The sequence below is a fragment of the Firmicutes bacterium HGW-Firmicutes-1 genome (genome assembly GCA_002841625.1).
GTDB lineage: Bacteria > Bacillota > Clostridia > Lachnospirales > Vallitaleaceae > HGW-1.
The window spans coordinates 1-21,352 of sequence record PHAG01000021.1; the positions used below are offsets into that span (position 1 = coordinate 1).

The window sequence follows — 21,352 nt, forward strand, 5'->3', positions numbered from 1 at the left end:
TGCCTTGAGTAGACAAAAATGATGTCGTCAGGACCTATTTGGGCCTTGGCGGAGGGTTATTTTTCTCGAAAAAGGACTATAATAACCCGTTTTTTCGAATCCTAACTTCCGCTCTTTTAAGCTCAAAAGGGACATCATTTCTGTTCGGCACATTGTAGTGTTGCTACAACTTTACCAATCAGTAAAAATTGTGCGCAATAAAACTTTCAAACTTATAGTGGTTTGAGAGCTTTATTCTGAACAATTATTCAATTGTCATGATAAAGTCTTTTCCATTATTAATCCAGATTTAAAGTGAACTGTTGCAGTTTTTTTATCACCAACCACAATCCTATCAATCACCGTATTCAGTAATTGCTTTGTTATATCGACTTCTTCAAATACGCCTTTTTCTTCAATGTTTACACTAAGGGCTGCCTTTGTTTTGATTAGGTACACTGTCGCCTCAGCAGGACCAGTTTTTATAATTGTATTAAATACCTCAATCAATAACCTTATCATTCCTGATTCTCGTACTGTTGCTGACTGTTTACAATGAATAGCTCGAGTTTTCAACCTTTCTCGGCATCTCCAGACATAGACTTTGTTATTTTTCTTCTGCCATGTCACTCTAGTATAGATGCCATTACATTTGCCACAGACGATAAGCCCACTTAGTGGATAGGCTGAGCTATATCGTTTTCGAGTGCTTCTTTCGTTGGCACAGCTTCTTCGTTTCATTTCTTCTTGAACGAGATAGAACTGCTCTTTGCTGATAATTGCTTCATGACTATTTCTAACGTAGTACTTCTTCACATAACCGTTATTAACGACCTTCTTCTTTGTTAAAAAGTCGATTGTATAGGTCTTTTGCAGAATAGCATCTCCCATGTATTTTTCACATTGAAGCATTTTGTATATCGTCTCGTGATGCCATTTTTCTTTACCTGTCGTTGTCCTTATTCCATCACATTCAAGTGCTCTCGCTATTTTATATGCCCCAAGCCCCTGCAGATAAAGTTCAAATATTCGTTTAACAACTGCAGCTTCTTCTGGAATAATGATTAGCTTCTCATCTTCATTTTTTGTGTAACCCATAAATTTCTTGTGATTGACCTGAACAATACCCTGCTCAAATTTCCGAATAATTCCCCATCTTGTGTTTTCACTCAAGTTTCGGCTTTCTTCTTGTGCTTGGCTACTCAAGATGGTGACTAGTAACTCACCGGCATTGTCCATCGTATCTATGTTCTCTTTTTCAAATAGAATTCGAATTTGCCTGTCTTTTAACTCTCGAATAATCCTTAAGCAATCCACCGTATTCCTAGCAAACCGACTTATCGATTTTGTAAGAATCAGATCAATCTTGCCAGCATAACAGTCCTCAATCATATCATTGAAGCTATCACGGAATTTCGTACCAGTGGCTGCCTTACCTTCATCAGCATAGATACCCGCACAGCTCCAACTTTTGTTCATTCCGATTTTTTTTGTGTAGTAAGCTATTTGAGCTTCATAGCTGTTTTCCTGTTGCTCAAATCTAGTACTGACCCTGCAGTATGCTGCTACATTTAATGTCTTGTTCTCAATCCTAATATGAGCATCATACTTTGGATCTGGCGGAATAACTGTAATATTTTTTAATCTTTCCATTTTTATATCTCCTCACTGTGATTTTTTACTTCTCTTTTATACTAATTCACAGCGAAAGACTTTCAATATAAATTTATTTTATTTTTTCATTTCAGAATGAATCAACATAAAAAGTAGCAACGAAATATCTCTTCAAACGACTATAACTTGTAGCCAGTTAAGCAATCGCTTAAATACAACGCTTATTTTGAATGAAGTCAGCAATCTTTGACCTTCTGTGCTACTCTTCAACCGATTTTTGAGCAAAATACATTCTTAACAGTTGCTTTTGCACATTGAGCAGTATCACTGACCATTTTTTAAACCTTCATATGTGAGTCTGTTCCTGATTGCATTGATTTATGGTGATCAATAATTTCTTTCCAAGCATCTATCTTATGTTCAATCGCACTTTTGATATTGTAATTAATTTGGCACAGCTTTACCCATAGATGCCGAAAACTACTTAATAAAGTATTCCTTTTATGTGTTTAAAAGTCTGTACAACAATAAGGGGAACAATAGATAACAAAGCAATACTCATGTATTGCGTATCAGTTAAGATACTGATTTCAAATATTTTATGCAATGGTTTTAAGAATAGAACAGAGGAAAGTAACACTATTCCTAAAATCAACGCCATGAAACTGTATGGATTGACCCACAGTGTTTTCATGGTTAGTGGTGCATTTGTTCGGCAATTCATTCCATGAACAAGTCTCGATAAACTTAGTGTAGCAAAGGCCATAGTCATCCCTACACCTTGGCCGCCATTCTGAACGCCTAAATAATATGCAATCATAGTTACAACAGCAATAATTGTTCCTTCAAAAAGAACCTGCACGACAAATTTCTTATCCATAATCGGTTTTTTTGCGTCTCGTGGTCGATCCTTCATCAAATCTGCTTGAGCCGGTTCAAGCCCAATAGCGATAGCTGGCAAGCTGTCAGTAAGTAAGTTGATAAAAAGTAAATGAACGGGTGAAAAAGGTGCCGCCAGCCCTACAATTGAAGTGTAAACCACGGCTAAAATTCCTGATGTATTACCTGATAATAAAAACCGTATCGCATTTTTAATATTCCCCAAAATACTTCTGCCATTACTAATTGCTTTGATAATTGTCGAAAAATTGTCATCCGTCAGTACCATATCTGCTGCATCTTTTGCAACTTCTGTCCCAGTAATCCCCATCACTATACCGATGTCTGCTCGTTTGAGCGCTGGTGCATCATTGACACCATCACCAGTCATAGCAACGACATGACCTAGAGATTGCCACGCACTGACGATTCGAATCTTATGTTCTGGCGATACTCTTGCATAGACAGATACATTGGGTACCAAAGCAATCAGTTCTTCCTCTGTCAAATGCTCTATCTCTAAACCTTCTATCACATGTTCACCTTCGTTTAGTATGCCAATTTGTCGTGCTATGGCAGCAGCAGTCACTTTATGATCGCCAGTAATCATAATCGGCTTAATACCGGCTGCTAAACAACTTTCCACAGCGCCCTTAGACTCGACTCTAGGTGGGTCCATCATTGCGACTAATCCAAAAAGGACCATCTCATTTTCGTGCGCCAATGTTAATGTTTCTTCCTCAACTTCTTTCCATGCAAAAGCTAAGACACGAAGACCTTTATTTGCAAGATCGAAATTGATTTGATTATATACGTCCTTATCTGCCTGTGTTATTGGACGAATTCCTTCTGATGTTTCAATATGAGTTGAACGCTTTATCAGTACATCCATTGCACCTTTAGTAAAAACAACTGCTTTACCCTCAATGTGTTGTAAAGTTGTCATCAATTTTCTGTCGCTATCAAATGGTAGTTCTGATATGCGAGGCATTATTTCGCGTACTACCAATTCATCCAAATTCAAGCGTTCACCTAGATCAACCAAAGCAATCTCAGTTGGATCGCCGATTCCCTTTTGATGGATTGTAACCGCGTCACTACATAAAAGACCGGCCATCACCAATTTGTAATGAAGCTTATTCTCTTTATCAATTGCTTCTGCCTCGACGAGTTGATGATTTGTAAAGATTTTTTGAACAGTCATTTTATTTTGGGTTAATGTGCCTGTCTTGTCTGAACATATGATCGATACACTGCCTAAGCTTTCAACTGAATGGAGTTTTCTAATGATTGCATTTTCTTCAGCAAGCCTTCTTGTGCCCAAAGCAAGCACTATTGTTACGATTGAACTCAAAGCTTCGGGAATTGCAGCCACTGCTAAAGATATAGCAAACATGAGCGAATCCATCATAGGTATGCCACGATATAAACTCAATCCAAAGATAATACTCGAAATAATTATAATCAACACAGCAAGTTTTTTGCCAAAATTGTCTAGATTTTCCTGAAGTGGTGTTGCTTTTTCTTGAGCACTTTTTAGGAGCGTTGCAATTCGTCCAATTTCAGTATTTGCACCGACACCAATAACTATAGCTTTACCACGACCATAGGTAACATGGCTACTCGAAAAAATCATATTTAACTGGTCACCGATTGCGACATCTACTTCATCTATAGGATCAATACTTTTTTGTACGCTCACAGATTCACCTGTTAAAGCACTTTCGCTTATCTGTAAGCTGTTACACTCGATAAGCCTTGCATCCGCAGCGATAAAATCTCCGGCTTCAATAATTAAGATATCCCCTACGACAACTTCAGCTGAAGGAATTTCAACAATTCCTCCATCACGTAGCACTTTTGAATTGGGAGCAGATAGAGCTTTTAAGCTTTTTAAAGATTGTTCTGCTTTTATATGTTGAATGGTTCCCAATAAAGCATTCAGTATAAGTACAGCTATGATAACAAAGGTACTTTCGAGTTTCCCCATTATGCCTGAGACCATAGCCGCTACCATCAATATAATCACTAAAAAATCTTTAAACTGCGAGAAAAAAATACTGATTGGAGATATACTTTGACTTTCTTCAATTTGATTCTTACCATAAATCTCTCGATGTTTAGATATCGCCTCATTTGACAAGCCTGTTAACTTGCTACTAAATTTGTTAATCACTTCTGAATAAGGCATTTGATAAAATGCTTTCATTTTTAATCCTCCAAAATTTGTTCTTGCTTTTTAATGTTTAAACTACTTATATACTTACAATTCGCTCAACAACCTTATAAATTAGTGAAATTTTAATCAAAACTCTCTTTGTGATAACTGCTTAATCAGAATTTTTTACTTATCGTTGAAATTGGGAATTTTGCTATAATTTTCTTGTATAAAGAACCTGCCTACACTCTGTGTCACTGCTGTCACATCTTTGCATGTCAAATCATTAAAATGCCACCATTCTGAAGCTAATGGTATTAATCCCGCATTAGTACAGTACTGTTGAAGCAACAAGCCCTCACTATTTATGTTATCCGCGATTGTAGATTCTTTCCATAGCGTGCTCGACTCTGGTGATACTGGTGATTTAAATATAATCGATGCAACACTTAGTTCATGAATTGACGTTGGCATTATATATTCAGTATACTCCAATATGATTTTATATTTATACTCACCCAAAATCTTCGATTCCTGTTTTATCACTTTTCCAAGGCTCACATCAATTGCATACCCCCTTTGATGATTGGAAATCCCAGTCGAGATAAACCACCCCATAGACCAGGGGGATTCTGTTACTCCTTGCTTGACTAGAGGGTCTTCATTAACTAAAGCACTTAGACTTTCAACAATTTTTCTTTGTACTGCATATGGTCTAAAACCTTCATAGATAATCAGTGTATTCCCATCGGCTAATGCATCTTGTTGCGCTAAACATATTTTTTGTGCCATGGCATACAACACTGGAACTATGAATTCCTCCTTATTTAACCTCTCATTGAATGCATGTGCATCATATAATTTCTGTCCAGTAACAGTTGGTATAGATTTTCCCGACGACATGATTTTCGATGCATACGTATTTGTATTATCATAAACAATTGAAGGAATCACATCGGGTAAGTTTATGAAACAGTATTTATGCATTACCCAACCATTTCTACCCTCTACATCAATCTCCCACCAGTTACCTGATTCGGAAATAATCGTAAACCCTTTGCCTGCGTCTAAAGTTATAATCACGCTAGTCTCTGTACTAGGTCCTTCTCGTAATTGGAGCGCTATGGAAGTGTACCCACTTGCACCATTGATAGGAAGTTCAAATAATCCACTCTCAAGAAAGTAATCCTTATATTCTTCTATGCGACTCTCTGTCGGTTCTGGGGATAGTATTTCTTTTGATGTTACTATTAATTGTTCATTCTCATCTAAATCTGCTTTGTATTCATTTGATATCTCAACCTCAATAAGACTATAAATTAACCAGATAGTTAAGGATACTACCAGTAAAAAAACTAATCTTAATCTAAGCCTTTTTCGTCTTACAGTTTTTGCAGCACTTCTCATTGCAACCACCTAAACAAAATCGACAATGAAGTAAAACGATCTAACAAATAAATCACAATCAAGTGAGCAGGATAAAACACATAAAATGACCACGACATTACTTTTGATTTCATACCAAGCTGTCCGTTATAAAATGCAAGCAAAGGAACAGCCAAAAACACTCCCAATTGATACCAATGTGGGTAACCTTCGTTGATTGGTCCAAAATTCATGTAGGTAGGTATCAAATGGACTATAACCGCAACAACAAAAAAACCTAACATTTGACGTTTGAAGTTACCATGCAACAAGCCAAATGCAACAACCCACAATACCGTTATATAGTTCCAATTCGCTGTTATTGCAAGTAAGCAGCACACAATTAATGTTGCAATCTTGAAGAATACGTTTAACCTATCATTCTTAATTGCCGTTAATGCTACAAGACCCATGGCGAGCCCCCATATGACGCTTGTTGACTGAAAAAATGTGAACCCGAAGCAAAGATTGTACGGTAAATGTGATATAAGTGCAAATATAAGCAACCGTTTAATATTTGCTCCTATTTGATGTATGGTGATAACCCTCTGCTATAAAGTAGCACATTATCGGAGCTGCAATTCTTCCCGGCGACCTCAATAAAATTCCAATTAATGTATCATGTGAAATAAATACAGCAACAAAGTGATCAAAAAACATCGCTACAATTGCTATTATCTTTAGTGAATTTGCAGTTAAACTTAGCCTTGACTCTGCCATTTTAGGATTTCCTTCCTATTATTTTTTCAATTAAAAACATGCTATCTCTCGGCTTAATGAGAATGACTATGATGCTAATCTCGCAAATGACCGTGTGTATGTTCATGAAAATGCTCACATGTGACGCCAATATAGAGTGCAGTTGCATAAAATACGCTTTTCCTAGCAGCTCCAAGTTTCCATTGTGCTTTAATATGAAGAAAGAGTTCACTCCATGAGATGTAAAGACTAGCAATAACGCCAACTGCTAACGTCATATAAATTGCATTAAAACCAAACTCTTTTATTGCAAAACAAAAGATTTAACGATCCTAGTCCTGATCCAAAACTCTTGACTACAACTATTTGAAGCAGATCCTTGAGTGATTCTTACTACAAATACCTATCTTCAAAAGAACATTTCTAATGGCGCTAACTTTTCAAATTTATATTTAAATTATAAGCATTGCATCTCCAAAGCTAAAAAAACGATATCCCTCTTCAACAGCAGTACGATAGGCTCGCAAAATACGATCAGTATTACCAAATGCACTTACTAACATGATTAAAGTAGATTCTGGTAAATGAAAGTTTGTTATGATACCATCTACTATTTTGAAATCATATCCTGGGAAAATAAATATATCAGTCCAACCATTTTGTGCCTTTAATTGCCCTTGTTCATCAGAAATACATTCAAGTGTTCGAACTGAAGTCGTTCCTACAGCAATTATTCTACCACCTTTGTTTTTAGAGTTATTAATGATTTCAGCATTTTCAAAGTCTAAAACATAGAATTCTGCATGCATTTTATGTTCAAGAATATCTTCAACCTTTACAGGTCTAAAAGTTCCAATACCAACATGAAGTGTAAGGTAAGCAATGTGAACACCCTTATTTTGAACCTTTTGTAGTAATTCATTCGTAAAATGTAGCCCCGCAGTTGGTGCTGCAACCGATCCATCGTATTTAGCATATACTGTGTTATATCGACTTATGTCCTCAAGCGGTGTTTTAATATATGGTGGTAGGGGAACAGTTCCAAGTTGTTCTATGATATCTTCAAATTTTTCTTCGTACATAAATCGAACAATCCAGACACCATCCATATTGTCACTTTCTATTATGCATTCAAGTTCACCCTCCCCAAACCTGAACGTCATACCTACTTTCACTTTCCTTCCAGGTTTAATCAACACTTCCCATCGATGCAAATCAATCTGTTTTAACAGCAAAAACTCGATTGTTGCACCATTACTTAAAGTGCTAAAAAGTCTAGCTGGTATTACCTTTGTATTATTTAACACTAAACAGTCTCCTGGATTCAAATGCTCAACTATCTGATCAAACACATCATGCTTGATGTCATTTGAATTACGGTCCATTACCATCAGGCGTGACTGTGTCCGGTCTTTAATCGGTATCTGCGCAATTAAAGATTCAGGTAAATTAAAATAAAATTCATTCTTTTTCATATTTTACAATTTCTCCTATTTTCACTAATTTTAGAATTTTATGGATTACAATAATTACAATACTGAGCAGGCGCATATTGTCCTCTTGGGTATAACTCTTCCTGCTCATGTTTACATTTATGACAACTGTAGATATATTTAAGAGTCATCTCACTTGATAATCCACATAGATCACAAGGGAGACCTTTAATTGCCTCTTTAATTATAAATCCTGGTGCATCACATTTAGGACAAAATTTCATTAATTTTGCGATTAAATCCTGAGTTGCTTTTTCAATATTTTTCATTCGGGTAGGATTTGCATGAGCTCTCATATCCGTTTCAATAAAGACATTACCAGTTCGTGATTTTGTCAAACACCAATTGAAAGTTTCTTTCAGTTTCTCACCACAGTCGATATCTTTGATAATATGTTTCGAATACTCATCATCAGGCCGTAGTATTAAAAAATGCTCTGGAAATCCAATTTGTTCAGCAAACTTCAGTGCTTTATCAAAACAATCTGTCTTTAAATGAGCAAAATTGGTTTCCGAACCTTCGTATACACCATAAATTTCCATATTTTCTTTTTTATCATATAACAGTACCAACTCTACATTCCAAGGGATAGGTGCATAGGGATGCGACCCAAAGCTTCCTTCGCTTGCAATGCCGATGTCTGTTTTTAAAAGTTTCATCCCTCTTCTAATTTTCATTCTCGCAGTATCTAATTGAGATTTTGGTCTTTTTATTTCTCTTGAAAAAGTTCCTAGTTTATCAGTATCAAATCTAGTTTCTACAATTAATTCACAGCCTGTTGTTTTTTCAAGTACTGGCTTGATCGCTTTTTCCTTTTTGTGTTTTGTGAGAAGCGCAATTTTTCTGTTTTCAAATATCTTTTTCATGAGCCTTTATAATCTCCTTGATCTTTTCTTTATCGGTATGAAAACACTTTAAACAATTAAGCATTTAAAACCAATCTAAATGCATTTTACAATTGGAATTTTTTGACTAGAGTTGATAACTTTGAACTAACTCTAGAAAGCTTTTCGCTTGAGTTAACAATCTCTTCTGCTGATGACGCTTGTACTTCTATGGAAGCAAATACTTCTTGTGTCCCAGCGGCATTTTCTTCTGCAATGGCAGAAAGATTTTCCATAATTCCTAATATTATATCTTTATTCTCACTTAATGAATCTGATGAAATTGAAAGATTTGATATAATACCATTTGTTTTTCCAACGGCTTCTGCTATCAAATCAAATTTTTCTTCTGTTTGTTTTACACTTTTTCCTTGTGCAGCTACAATTTCTTTCACGTTGATCATTGTATTCACAGCATTTTGAGATTTGTTTCTTAACTCACTCATGATATCTTTTATTTCTTTTGTAAATGAATTTGATTCTTCTGCAAGCTTCCTAATTTCATCTGCAACTACAGCAAATCCTTTACCTGCTTCACCGGCTCTCGCCGCCTCTATTGCTGCATTAAGTGCTAACAAGTTTGTTTGACTCGCAATACTTTGTATCATGATACTCGCTCTTTCTATGTTTTCAGCACTTTTATTGTTGTCCATAATAATATTGAATACTGTTTGTGCTGCCGCATTATTGTCCTCTGTTTTTTTAATAAGTTCTTTTAAAATACTAAACCCTTCTTCTTTTCTCATTTCTATTTCTAAGGCCGCTTGTGATACTTGACTAATATATTCTTTGTTTTCACCTAACACATTACCCATTTTTAAAATATTGGCTGCTGCTGCTTCGGTGTCTTGAGCTTGTTCACTAGCACTTTGAGCAATTGCTGCTATGGTTTTTGTAACTTCTTCTGATGCAGTTGCAGATTGTTGTGATATTTCGGTCGTTTGTGCACATGATAAAACAATTTCTTCTGAACTGTGAATAACATTTTGAACTAGATACCTTAATCCTTCTAGCATTGTGTTAAATGCTATTGCAAGCTCACCAATCTCATCTTGATTATTTACTTTAATTGTCTGTACGGCTAAGTTACCTGATGCAATTTCCTTTGCAACAATTGCAATTTTTCTTAATGGTATTGAAACACTTTTAATCATGTATAATATTATACCGGTACTTATGGCAACTATTAGTAATAAAAGAGCACTGGTAATGATTATAGCCTCGGTATAGGCACTTTGGCTAGCATTATATGCAGATGTTGCTGATTCGTGCTTGATATCAACCATTTCTTTAATTTGATTTTCTAACTGATCTGAAATAATACGATTTGCTTTTGCAAGTGCTCTAATATTGTTGACATCATTACTGCTGATCATTTCTATGAATTTCAAATCTTCATTTTTTAATTTATTATAGGTGTTTACCATATCGGCAGTTTTTTGATTTAATACGTCAGAATTTGTTGTCTCGCTATAGCGTTGAATATCTGTTTCAATTTGCTTTAATACATTTACTAAACTCTCGATTTCAGCATTTTGATCTGTTAAATTTGAAGCCAATTGCACATAATTCCTTGTCCGTCCTAGCGTCACTACTTTTACTTGAATATCTTTAATGTACTCCATGCTTAATAGTTCAGTTGAATACAAACCCTTTAATGCTTTATTGGAATTATTCAATTGGTATACTCCAAAGATTCCAAGAAATAATGCAAACAAAATAATAATACTGAATCCAACTAACATTTTTTTGCCAATGGTCAATTTCATAAGTAAAGCCTCCTCGTTTTTAGTGTTATTCTGACTAACAATAAACTGAACTCTTAAAGCTTTATGCAATCATTACATGTTTACTAATCTAAAATGTTGAGGGTTTTTTTATCGATGGATGCAAATGCAGCAACGATTGATGGACAAAATTGTTTGCCTGAACAACGTTTTAGTTCGACTAATGCCTCATTATATGTTTTTATTTTTCCGTACTGTCTATCTGAAATCATCGCATCATAGGCATCTGCTACTGATACGATTCTTGCTCCAATACATATGTCATTGCTTGAAATCCCCATAGGATACCCACTACCATCCCATCTCTCATGATGCTGCTCAACAATATTGCAAATATCCTCATTAAATCCACCAGCACGAAGAGAATTTGCTCCTGTTGTTGGATGCTCTTTTATTATTGAAAATTCTAAGTCGTTTAACTTTCCTGACTTATTAAGTATCTCGTTAACTATTATGATTTTGCCCACATCATGTAACAACGCCGCAATTCTAATATTTTCAAACTCAGTCTCGCTTAGTTTCAACGTTTTAGCAATCAATGCCGAATAATTAGAGACGTTTCTTGAATGGCCTTTAGTGTACTTATCTTTTACCTCTAACAAGGCAATTAATGTTTTTATTGCAGTATAGTCAATCACTTTCATCTGATGACACTCATCCGCATTGCATAAAACCTTACTTATTTTAGAAGCAATCCATTCTAAAGTAAAAAGATCATTAGCAGTGTAAGTGTGTACTTTTTTACTATAAATTTTAATTGAACCTATTGTACCACCATCATTGACTATTGGTGATACTAAAAAAGATTTAATGCCAAAATCTAAATAGTATTGGTTAAAAATGCGCTTCTCTGTTTCTAAATTATTGACTATTATTGATTTCTTTTGAACTACCACAGACTCAAAGACTGTATCATTTGTAGATAACTTCTCTAAACTAAGATATTCTTGGTCTTTTAGCCCTGTATGACCTATTATTTCTAAATTTGTCTGTATTTCATTTAGTTTTCTTATAATACACCAAGATGTTTTGAAATAGTCCTGCAAAAGTTTTAACATTTTTTCTATGACATCATGTTGCTTTTCATTTTTGGCTAATAAAACGATTTCTTCTACTTTCTCAATAAATATAGTATCTTTAATTTGTTTATTAATTAACAATTTTATCCGCCACCCTTCCAAATTGATTTTTCTTAATTTCCGTTGCGTCTTTGATAAATTGTAACCGAAAAATTTATAGTTCTTATTAGCCGTTAGTAAAATACATACATCTTAGTTTTCTACTAAACCCGTATGTATTTTACTTTCCCTTTATTAGCTTTGAAGTCGTTAAAATACCAATCAAACACAATGCAATAACATAGTAAAATACATAACGGTAATTTTGATGTTGATCTATCAACCATCCTGATGACATAACTCCAACAACTGCACCAACTCCATAAGCTGTAAATACAACACCATAATTTCGGCTATAATGCTTTGTGCCATAAAGTGCAAGTGTTGAGGTCGGTGCAATTGCTAACCAACCGCCTAAATTAAACCAGAATATTGAAAACGAAATAGAATATGTTATAACAGATCCTTCATTAGCAAACAAAATCAAAACAGCCGAAAAAATAATCAAACTATAAGATAGGTACATCGCATACTTCGAAGACAATTTGTCGGTAAGCCATCCAAATATCGGTCTACCAATCCCATTTAAAACTGCAAATAGTGCCATCAAAGATGAAACTTTCTTTGGTGATAACCCAATTAGTTCAGTCCCAACACCACTTGTCAACCCAATTAGCATGAGTCCAATAGTTGTACCAATTATAAAATTAATGTACAACCCTTTAAAACTATTTGATTTAATCATGCTTGAAGTGTTCATTTCAAATAAGCTATCGTTCGCCTGCCCAGTTGACTTTAAACTTAACAGTTCTGACTCAGAGGGATATTTAAATGCGAATGACAGAATCGGTATTATGACACCAAAACACATTCCCAAAATTTGAAATGTATTCATAATTCCATAATGCTCTACAAAATTTCTGGCAAGCGGTGCCGTTATTAATGGTGACAATCCAAACCCTATTAAAACCATGCCCACAGCCAGACCTTTTTTTTCAGGGAACCATCTTGCTATAACTGTCATAGGAACACCATAAGCAATCCCCACTCCTGCACCACTTATTACTCCATACGTGATTGTCAATACAAAAATATTAGGCGCATAAGCTGACAAAATCCATCCTATGGACACTAAAAAACCACCTAATAGAATAATGGATCTCGGATTATACTTATCTAAATACTTACCTGTTAGAAACATAAAGAGTGCGTAAAAAGCCAGTGCTATCATATATGGCATTCCGCTTTGTGTTGATCCTATATTATATATATTTTCAATTGGTACCCTAAAAACACTATATGAATAGACTGTTCCTAGACACACCATTATGATGATTCCAAAAAAAACGTACCACCATCTGTTTAGTGAATGAAATTTACTATTTTGCATCGATGAATTTTGATTCATCTAAACACCAACTTTCACTTAATTTATCTTCTAAGTCGTATACAATATTTTCTGTTATCGTCATGGAATTTAATTCTAATTTTTACGTATGTCTTGATATTTAATCCCTAGAATTCTAGCAGCAAGTATACCTGCATTTTTAGCATTGTTAATTCCTACTGTTGCAACAGGCACCCCGCCTGGCATTTGAACTATCGACAGCATTGCATCCAGTCCATCAAGTTCTTTAAGTTTAATTGGAACGCCAATGACCGGTAGAGTGGTCAACGATGCTACCATTCCAGGTAAATGTGCCGAACCCCCTGCACCAGCAATTATGACCTCCATATTTCTACTTTGGGCATTTTTTGCATACTCGTACATTCGTTCAGGTGTTCTGTGTGCCGATACAACTTTTATTTCATAAGGAATATTATATTGTTCCATGATAAACGCAGCCATTTTCATGATTTTCAAATCTGACTCACTTCCCATAATAATGCCAACTAGCGGATCCTTTATATTTTCTTTTTTGATATCGTTCATAATATATTCCCCCTGAATTCAAACTTATGTTTAAATGCAATTAAAATCGAATAATTTTTTTTATTAACCTGTGTTACCCAAGACTTCCTCTGATTTTTCCCATTTTCACAATCCATTCATTAAGAATTTTCCGTTCTTCTTCTCCGTCATTAAACAGATCATTCTGTTTCCCTATCAAATGCAAGATAATTGGCCTTATTGATTTTAAAAGGGTGTGATAAAATTCATCTTCATTGATTTCAGCATCTTCTTTTTGAATATTCAATATTTTACAAGCTAACTCATAATCCTCTTGATATTCCAATCGCGCTGTTTCATCTATTATTCCTTTTGAAATTTTCACATTGACATATTTAGATGCAAACACTAAATCTTTTATTAATTGAGGATAGAAACACAATAATTTTTCAATTCCGACATCGCCATATTTTTCCACTACATCTTTCAAGCCTCTTCCTACACCAATGAATTCAGGTGGTGCTCCTAATGTATACATAGCAGCAGTAAAAGAAATTGCTCTTGGCACTGAGCACTGTATATTAGTATTTATTCCGATAAGTTCTTCTTTGAGTTTTTTGTCTTTTACAAGATTTGATACTTCTTCCATATCGGCAATTTCTCTGATATATTCTAATCCTGTTTTTGTGCTGGACAACCTATCGCGATTTTTAGGAATATATTTTGAAATAAACTCGACTGTATTTATTATTTTCAAGAATGTTCTCATATAGTTCTTAGTGAATATGCCTATGAATTCTTTCATTAAGTCAATATCTTCTACAGCAATTTCTCTTTTAGTCTGCTTCCCAATATTTTCTTTTAAATTATTGATCACCTCTTTGGTTTCACCCTCGCCGTGATCATACCTCAAACCTGACTGAATTGTGAATGTTCTTATTCCTGAATATGTCTCATAAATGGATTCCAAGTTTTCCTCAGTGAAATGTCCCCTAAATGGCAAAGCTCCACATCCTAGAATTGGAGCAACTTCAACATTATTCGCTTCACCCCACTTGAGCGACTTATTAATGGCAATCACCACCGCCAAAACTGATGCCACCATTCCATAAGACATAGCCGAATCTGAACGAGCAAACATGATTCTAATGGTTTCAACTGAACAGCCCTTGCTCAATGAATCTTTATGGTACTCATCCAAAATCATATCCACTTTTATAAGTGCTGGGACACTTTCTACAAGTGGAATAATTCTAATGCTGTTTAATGGAAATTGGATGTCGTAATTTTTATTACCAAGTTCAATAACCGAATTGATTCTTTCTTGCAACTGAATTATTTCATGTCCTGTCTCGATCATAGGCACAACAGTCTCAGTGATAGCTTGCACTGAAGTTTGTTTATATGCCAAAATATTGGTTTCAACAAGTGACATAATACTCATAAGCTGTCTAAATACTGGCTCTTTCTTAGCATTTGGAATTCTTGGTGTAATGAATACATCTTTTCCAGGAATAATGCCTTTATTGATAAATCCTAAGGCTACTTGAGATGTCTGATGATATGGTGTGAGTTTTCCTTCAAAGTCTATCATGATTTCTTCAATTCCCAACCCACCATGTACTTGATCCGTCAAACCATGAATAGCTTCTTCTGGCTCTTGTTGTATTGTTATATATTTATCAGCATTGTCTGGATGCTGTGTTGCCATACTTGATGGAATTTTTCTCATTCTAATTGCTCCTCTTTAGTCTATTTTCAATTTGCTTAATGCAATTATTGCTTTTCTATCTGCTTTATCAACCGAATCATCAAGTGCTGTAATATGCCCAATTTTTTTATAATGTTTGGACTCAAGCTTACCGTACAAATGAAAATGACAATCTTCGATGTTTAGAATTGCATCAACTCCACTAACACTGTACGTTCCGTCCACATGTTCATTACCTAATATGTTATACATAGCACAAGAACATTTTAATTAAGGAGATCCTAAAGGCATGCCTGTTATAATCCTAATGTGTTGTTCGAACTGTGAAGACACACATCCTTCAATTGTATAATGTCCAGAGTTATGTGGTCTTGGTGCAATCTCATAGACTAAAACATTTGAATCAGAATCTAAGAAAAATTCTATACAAAACACACCATAATCATCTAACGCCTCTTCTTTTACTCATTTGATGAATTTGTTTTTCAACATCTTCAGTAATATTTGCAGGTATAAGAGAATTGATAAGTATGCTATTTTCATGAACATTTTCTGCTATTGGAATAGCACCATTCCATCTTGATTCTTGGCTATAATAATTGAAACTTCCTTTGTGAATTGTATAAATTCTTCAGCCATTATCTTCAAGTCACCAAATTCTTGATAAGCTTCTTCAAGCTCATCGATATTTTTAATTACTACATTACCTTTGCCGTCATAACCATCTCTGCATGTCTTTAGAACAGCCTTTTGCCCCAATTTATAAAACACATCTGTCAATTCCTTTAAATTGTTAATCAAATACATTTCCGGTACTTTAATGCCAATGTTTCTAAGCATGTTCTTTTGTACAAATTTATTTTGAATCAATCTAAGTGTTCTAGATGAGGGGTAAATAAAGTACCCATCAAGTTCTAATATTTTGAGCGATTCCACATCAATATGTTCAAACTCAAATGTAATAACGTCTGTTTTTTGAGCCAATTTTTTTAATGCTGAGAAATCACTAAAAGTAGCAGTAATTTGTTCGTCGGCTACTTGGCCAGCTGGAGAATTGGGTTTCGGATCTAATACCACCACGTTATATCCCATCCTCTTTGCCTCCAAAACCAACATTCTTCCTAACTGTCCTCCACCAATGATACCAATAGTTGAAAGTGGGTTTAATATTGATATTTTCTTTTGAGTCATACCTGCTCCTCCCTAAATAAAAAAACCAATAACAAAGTTCTCTATAGAACTATTGTTATTGGCTTACTTTTGACTGGTTTGTACCCCTCAATTTGTCTTCCAACTTTATTGATTTATTATGTTTTCCTCGATGTCTTGATCAACAACTATTGCTATAATTTTTTCACCAGTCTTTGTGCTTACATCGGAATATGTGCTTATAATGTTAACATCAACTACTGATTTGATAGCTTCTTCCAAACCTTCACGAGCATTTTCGAACAAAGCAGTTCTAACTTTTTTTATCAGTTCTATTCCTTCCTTATTTTGAGCCAAGCTCTTTTCGGATGTACTAAGAAAGCCTTTAAGTCTTATAATTATCAAATCTTGAAAGATAATGGTTCTGATTTTTTCAGGACCTCTACCCATTTGTTCAATTTCAAACTTACTAATTGCTTCGCTTAATTTCGATTCAATTTGCCCTTTTGTCATGAACAACCTCCAAACCTGTATTTGCTTATACTATATACCAAATACAAACTTACTTTTTTCAATGTATGCTTAAATATTATATCACAACTGAGCCATATACAGCAATGCCATTATCGAGGTGCTTATTCACAATAAAATTACTACGAAATTAGAAATAATTCTACTTACAACATTTTTAACTCCGCCTGCATAACTGCTACCTCTTCAGCATCCCAAAGTGCTTCCATCTCTTCTCTTGTCGCCACTGGGAAATCTTTCGGCTCCAAATCTCCCATTTGTATAGGTGCCAGGTGTGAGATGATTTCTCGACAGAGATTTTGATCTGGGCAATTCATAATAAATCCACCATAAATTGATTCACAAATTAGGCTGTCACATATATCCGTCATAATAATCTTGTCAGCTGCATAAGCATTCTTACCAATAAAATTGGCAATATTCTCAGCTGTCATTTTAAACATGTAATCTGTATGCATTCCTTGGTCTCCTTGTTTATAAACACATGCATATCCAAGGTTGCCGTCTTCCATCAAATCATATAATTCTTCTGTAGTCATTTTATCTTCTCCTCAAATCTATTATAGTTTCTCAGTTTGCAACCAATTAGCTGCCCATTCCTTGGCAAATAAAAAACCGCAACTGCATTAACAGCTACGGCTGGGATGATGTCTTTGCTCAATGCTTATCCTTAATCCTCGTAACAATCCACTTCTTCAGTCATCACAATTCCTGAGTGAAATTGTATCGTTATCTTCAGCCCCTTATGCACCTTTATACTATATATCAACCGCTTCACAAGCTCTTGGTCAAATTCCCTCACTTGTGGGTTTACAGTGCCCACAGCCTTGTCCAGTGCATCAACCCGCTCTGCATAGTTCTCTGCTTGTTTCTGTGCCCTTACAAGCTTTAATTTCGCTTGTTTTAGCTCATTGATGCGTTCGGATAAGTGTTTGTAGGCATCGTCAAATTCATCGCTTACAGCGCCTTGTCTTGCGTTATCTTCGATGAGTTTTAGCATCTGCTTTTGCAGTTGATCTATCTGGTCATCATATTCTGTTGTAACGCCCTGAGTACTATAGTTGCCTATGACCCGTATAACATTCTCTCTGAAGGTCTCTATAAAATCGCCACTGTTTTCGACTACCTTGTTGATGGCTTTCATTATGGCATCATGGAGCTGCTCTTCTTTTAGTGTGGGTGAATTCTGGCACTTGGAGCTTGATCCGTTTTTCAATCTATCCTCACATCGCCATACCGCTGTCTTCTGACCGTATTTGGACCAGGTCTGTCTACGATAAGCATGGCCACACTCGCCGCAGACTAGAAGTTCTGTCAGTACGTATTTAGAGCTATACTTGCTCTTTTCTTTTTTTGCCTTGTTTGATTTCCTCGTAACTGCTGATTTATTAAGGCTTGATCGTCTGGCCTTTTCCACCTGCACCTGATGATATAGATCCTTGGGGATAATCGCTTCATGGTTATCTTCGATGTAATATTGCGGTGCATAGCCGTCATTCTTCACTTTTTTCTTTGTGAGAAAATCGATAGTGTAGGTTTTCTGCATACAGGCATCTCCGCAAAATTTCTCGTTTGAGAGCATTTTGTCGATTGTCCCGGGATGCCAGTGGTCAAGTCCAGTTACCGTTCTAATGTCAGCTTCTTCAAGTCCTTTTGCTATTTGAAGAATGCTTTTCCCTTCTAGATATTCTCGGTAGATTCGCTTTACTATGACAGCTTCATCCGGCACTACTATAAGGTTTCCATCAGCATCTTTTGTAAAGCCTAAAAACTTCTTATGATTGACTGATATGATGCCGTTTTCAAACCGTCTTGTTAACCCCCATCTGGTGTTCTCACTGATGTTTCGGCTTTCTTCTTGTGCTTGACTGCTCAGGATCGTAATCAGGAGTTCACCACCACTTTCCATGGTATTAACCCCTTCTTTTTCAAAAATGACCGGGATATTCTTTTCCTTCAGCTTTCGGATATATTGTAGAGCATCCACTGTATTTCTGGCGAACCGACTGACCGATTTTGTCAGTATCAAGTCTACTTTTCCTGCCATGCAAGCTTCGATCATTACATTAAAATCGTCACGTTTTTTTGTTTGCGTGGCGCTCTTGCCATCGTCAGCAAATATGCCTGCACATTTCCAGTTGGGATTGCTATTGATTTTCTCCGTATAATAATCAACCTGAGCTTCATAACTCCCTTCCTGCTGTTCTAGCAAGGTGCTAACTCGGCAGTAGGCTGCTACTCGCAGTGTCTTTTGTTCTACCCTTACGTGTTTATCATATTTAATTTGAGGCGGTATGATTGCTACCGTCTTTTTCGCTACTGCCATATTTACCACCCTTCCGTTAGTACTCTATACTTATGTTTATAATGGTTCCATTGATAATTTCCACTTTCACAGATGTCTCTTTATAAACCGTCATCCGTTTAATAATGCTTTCAAACAGTTCCTCATTAAATTCTGTCATGGTATTTATATCTGAGAGAGCCGATTTTAATTTTTCAGCTTTCAGCTTTTGATCGGCAACCTTTGATCCTTCGTAATAAAGCACAGCTCTTTTAAAAATCAGCTCTGCAAGTTCTGGACTTGAAAATTCACCGTCTTGCTCGAGTTCTTTAATTCTGTTTTCAGTCTGTCTGAGTTCACTGTTCATTTTTGGTGGTTCTTGAGGTGATATCTTTTCAAGCATCTTTTTTTGCTTGATCAGTTGGTTGGTTGCTTCTACAAAGGTGCTTTTTAGCTCATCTTCAGTGAAAAAACTGTTTCTGCATAAAACTCGGTTTTCAAAAATATAGTTTCTACATTTCCACTTGATTTTCTCCGAAGGCTTGCCTGCGTGTTCGACATACTTTTTATAGGTTTCTCCGCATTCACCACACTTGATTTTTCCACCGAAAATGCTTTGATTTTTCATCGCATTAAATTGCTGTGTTCTGCCAAGCTTTATTTCTACAGCTGCTCTCATGTCCTGGGCTTTTTTATAAGTAGCCTCATCAATAAGCCTTGGATAGAACTCATCCCCTTGATATTTGACATTCTGTAGTATCTTGCCTACTGAACCATGATTCCAATTGGGTTTCATATTAGCATTGAGGACACCTTTGTCTGAAAGTTTTTTCGCTATGGCTTTTAATGATATTTCTTTGATATAGTCTGTAAAAATTGCTTTGACTATTTGGGCTTGCTCTTCATTTACCTCAATCTGACCATTTACCATTTTGTATCCCATGGGCATATGTCGCTGCATCATGTATCCTCACCGCCTTTACTGATACGCTCTGTTAATTTAAGTCCATTGATCAGCTTGAAAGTGATGGTCCCGCTTTGTCCTATGAGCACCTGATCCACTGTGTGGGTAAGTAAGCTTTCATCATAGCTATCCATAATCTCAGGATTATGTTTGATGATTTCAAGGAGCCTTATGGTCCCCTCAATCTCCTTTTCAAATCCGTTTGAATCGAGGAACCCATTCCTCTTTTTCTTTGTTTCTTCAATCTCGATATTTAGCTCATTTTGCTTTTGTATAAAAAGAGCAGAGTCCATATATCCCTTTTGCACCACTCGGCTCAGGATATGGCTCTGCTCAGACAGTTCCATAATTTTATGATTTAAGTTTTCGATATCGTTTTCTTGAGATTTACAGGTTCTCAGATTTTTTAGGGAGTCTAACAGTGGTATTAGGATATAGGTATAATTACTGACTAGCTTGTTCCACATGTTAAGATATGCGCTTTTGATGATATCTTCCCGCATACCCTTCGTCCTGCATTCTTCCTTGTTGTTAAGATGATTTATACAACTCCATTGGATTTTTTCAAAAGGTTTTCCGATGTAAATCTTTTGCCTTCTAAAGGTTCCACCACATTCCTCGCAGATGATTTTGCTACTTAGCTCATATCGATTCTGATACTTTCCGCTGTCATCCATGCCCATCTGCTTTCTGCGGTATTCATAGATTTCACGAACCATTATTCCTTGTTCTCTGGTGATAATCGGTTCATGATTGTCCTTAATAAAAAACTGAGGCATCTCTCCA

Annotated in this window: 16 protein-coding genes and 2 pseudogenes; all 18 read right to left on the reverse strand. The window is 35.7% G+C overall.

What is annotated here, in order from left to right:
• Nucleotides 1-255 precede the first annotated feature (255 nt).
• Complete coding sequence (locus CVU84_17190; protein ID PKM93146.1) at nt 256-1,632, reverse strand: recombinase family protein; 1,377 nt, start codon at nt 1,630-1,632, stop codon at nt 256-258.
• A 445-nt stretch (nt 1,633-2,077) separates the two neighbouring features.
• Nucleotides 2,078-4,681 (reverse strand): ATPase, encoded by a 2,604-nt coding sequence (locus CVU84_17195; protein ID PKM93147.1) that lies wholly within the window; start codon nt 4,679-4,681, stop codon nt 2,078-2,080.
• 135 nt (nt 4,682-4,816) lie between these two features.
• Complete coding sequence (locus CVU84_17200) at nt 4,817-6,037, reverse strand: hypothetical protein (GenBank protein PKM93148.1); 1,221 nt, start codon at nt 6,035-6,037, stop codon at nt 4,817-4,819.
• A pseudogene (locus CVU84_17205) lies at nt 6,034-6,775 on the reverse strand (hypothetical protein). The gene CVU84_17200 and the pseudogene CVU84_17205 overlap by 4 nt, the downstream one beginning before the upstream one ends.
• Nucleotides 6,776-6,849: 74 nt before the next feature.
• Nucleotides 6,850-7,032: a hypothetical protein gene (locus CVU84_17210; protein ID PKM93149.1), complete on the reverse strand. Its 183-nt coding sequence runs from the start codon at nt 7,030-7,032 to the stop codon at nt 6,850-6,852.
• Nucleotides 7,033-7,206: 174 nt separating this feature from the next.
• Entirely contained in the window at nt 7,207-8,229 is a 1,023-nt protein-coding gene (locus CVU84_17215; protein ID PKM93150.1) for a tRNA preQ1(34) S-adenosylmethionine ribosyltransferase-isomerase QueA, read from the reverse strand.
• A 38-nt stretch (nt 8,230-8,267) separates the two neighbouring features.
• The gene (locus CVU84_17220; protein ID PKM93151.1) at nt 8,268-9,113 is read right to left on the reverse strand and encodes a hypothetical protein; all 846 of its coding nucleotides are present in this window, start codon (nt 9,111-9,113) and stop codon (nt 8,268-8,270) included.
• Between the two features lie 86 nt (nt 9,114-9,199).
• Entirely contained in the window at nt 9,200-10,900 is a 1,701-nt protein-coding gene (locus CVU84_17225) for a hypothetical protein (protein ID PKM93152.1), read from the reverse strand.
• 83 nt (nt 10,901-10,983) lie between these two features.
• On the reverse strand, nt 10,984-12,078 hold the full coding sequence (locus CVU84_17230; GenBank protein ID PKM93153.1) for a hypothetical protein: 1,095 nt from the start codon (nt 12,076-12,078) through the stop codon (nt 10,984-10,986).
• Nucleotides 12,079-12,217: 139 nt separating this feature from the next.
• The gene (locus tag CVU84_17235) at nt 12,218-13,444 is read right to left on the reverse strand and encodes an MFS transporter (protein PKM93154.1); all 1,227 of its coding nucleotides are present in this window, start codon (nt 13,442-13,444) and stop codon (nt 12,218-12,220) included.
• Nucleotides 13,445-13,519: 75 nt separating this feature from the next.
• The gene (gene purE / locus CVU84_17240) at nt 13,520-13,969 is read right to left on the reverse strand and encodes a 5-(carboxyamino)imidazole ribonucleotide mutase (GenBank protein ID PKM93155.1); all 450 of its coding nucleotides are present in this window, start codon (nt 13,967-13,969) and stop codon (nt 13,520-13,522) included.
• 73 nt (nt 13,970-14,042) lie between these two features.
• Nucleotides 14,043-15,659 (reverse strand): phosphoenolpyruvate carboxylase, encoded by a 1,617-nt coding sequence (locus tag CVU84_17245; protein PKM93156.1) that lies wholly within the window; start codon nt 15,657-15,659, stop codon nt 14,043-14,045.
• Between the two features lie 15 nt (nt 15,660-15,674).
• A pseudogene (locus CVU84_17250) lies at nt 15,675-16,829 on the reverse strand (5-(carboxyamino)imidazole ribonucleotide synthase).
• Nucleotides 16,830-16,934: 105 nt separating this feature from the next.
• Nucleotides 16,935-17,300 carry a hypothetical protein gene (locus CVU84_17255; protein PKM93157.1) on the reverse strand — a complete coding sequence of 122 codons (366 nt, stop codon included), beginning with the start codon at nt 17,298-17,300 and terminating at the stop codon, nt 16,935-16,937.
• A gap of 164 nt (nt 17,301-17,464) precedes the next feature.
• The gene (locus CVU84_17260) at nt 17,465-17,857 is read right to left on the reverse strand and encodes a resolvase (GenBank protein ID PKM93158.1); all 393 of its coding nucleotides are present in this window, start codon (nt 17,855-17,857) and stop codon (nt 17,465-17,467) included.
• A 131-nt stretch (nt 17,858-17,988) separates the two neighbouring features.
• Entirely contained in the window at nt 17,989-19,644 is a 1,656-nt protein-coding gene (locus tag CVU84_17265) for a recombinase family protein (protein PKM93159.1), read from the reverse strand.
• A 16-nt stretch (nt 19,645-19,660) separates the two neighbouring features.
• The gene (locus CVU84_17270; GenBank protein PKM93160.1) at nt 19,661-20,566 is read right to left on the reverse strand and encodes a recombinase; all 906 of its coding nucleotides are present in this window, start codon (nt 20,564-20,566) and stop codon (nt 19,661-19,663) included.
• Nucleotides 20,563-21,352: recombinase family protein (locus CVU84_17275; GenBank protein PKM93161.1), on the reverse strand; the 790-nt coding region annotated here is incomplete at its 5' end. The genes CVU84_17275 and CVU84_17270, both read right to left, overlap by 4 nt.

Excerpts from the sequence above, each read along its gene's own strand:
- CVU84_17190 (PKM93146.1), bottom strand. The coding sequence starts at position 1,632 with ATGGAAAGATTAAAAAATATTACAGTTATTCCGCCAGATCCAAAGTAT.
- CVU84_17195 (PKM93147.1), bottom strand. The coding sequence starts at position 4,681 with ATGAAAGCATTTTATCAAATGCCTTATTCAGAAGTGATTAACAAATTT.
- CVU84_17200 (PKM93148.1), bottom strand. The coding sequence starts at position 6,037 with ATGAGAAGTGCTGCAAAAACTGTAAGACGAAAAAGGCTTAGATTAAGA.
- CVU84_17210 (PKM93149.1), bottom strand. The coding sequence starts at position 7,032 with ATGACGTTAGCAGTTGGCGTTATTGCTAGTCTTTACATCTCATGGAGT.
- CVU84_17215 (PKM93150.1), bottom strand. The coding sequence starts at position 8,229 with ATGAAAAAGAATGAATTTTATTTTAATTTACCTGAATCTTTAATTGCG.
- CVU84_17220 (PKM93151.1), bottom strand. The coding sequence starts at position 9,113 with ATGAAAAAGATATTTGAAAACAGAAAAATTGCGCTTCTCACAAAACAC.
- CVU84_17225 (PKM93152.1), bottom strand. The coding sequence starts at position 10,900 with ATGAAATTGACCATTGGCAAAAAAATGTTAGTTGGATTCAGTATTATT.
- CVU84_17235 (PKM93154.1), bottom strand. The coding sequence starts at position 13,444 with ATGAATCAAAATTCATCGATGCAAAATAGTAAATTTCATTCACTAAAC.
- purE (PKM93155.1), bottom strand. The coding sequence starts at position 13,969 with ATGAACGATATCAAAAAAGAAAATATAAAGGATCCGCTAGTTGGCATT.
- CVU84_17245 (PKM93156.1), bottom strand. The coding sequence starts at position 15,659 with ATGAGAAAAATTCCATCAAGTATGGCAACACAGCATCCAGACAATGCT.
- CVU84_17255 (PKM93157.1), bottom strand. The coding sequence starts at position 17,300 with ATGACAAAAGGGCAAATTGAATCGAAATTAAGCGAAGCAATTAGTAAG.
- CVU84_17260 (PKM93158.1), bottom strand. The coding sequence starts at position 17,857 with ATGACTACAGAAGAATTATATGATTTGATGGAAGACGGCAACCTTGGA.
- CVU84_17265 (PKM93159.1), bottom strand. The coding sequence starts at position 19,644 with ATGGCAGTAGCGAAAAAGACGGTAGCAATCATACCGCCTCAAATTAAA.
- CVU84_17270 (PKM93160.1), bottom strand. The coding sequence starts at position 20,566 with ATGATGCAGCGACATATGCCCATGGGATACAAAATGGTAAATGGTCAG.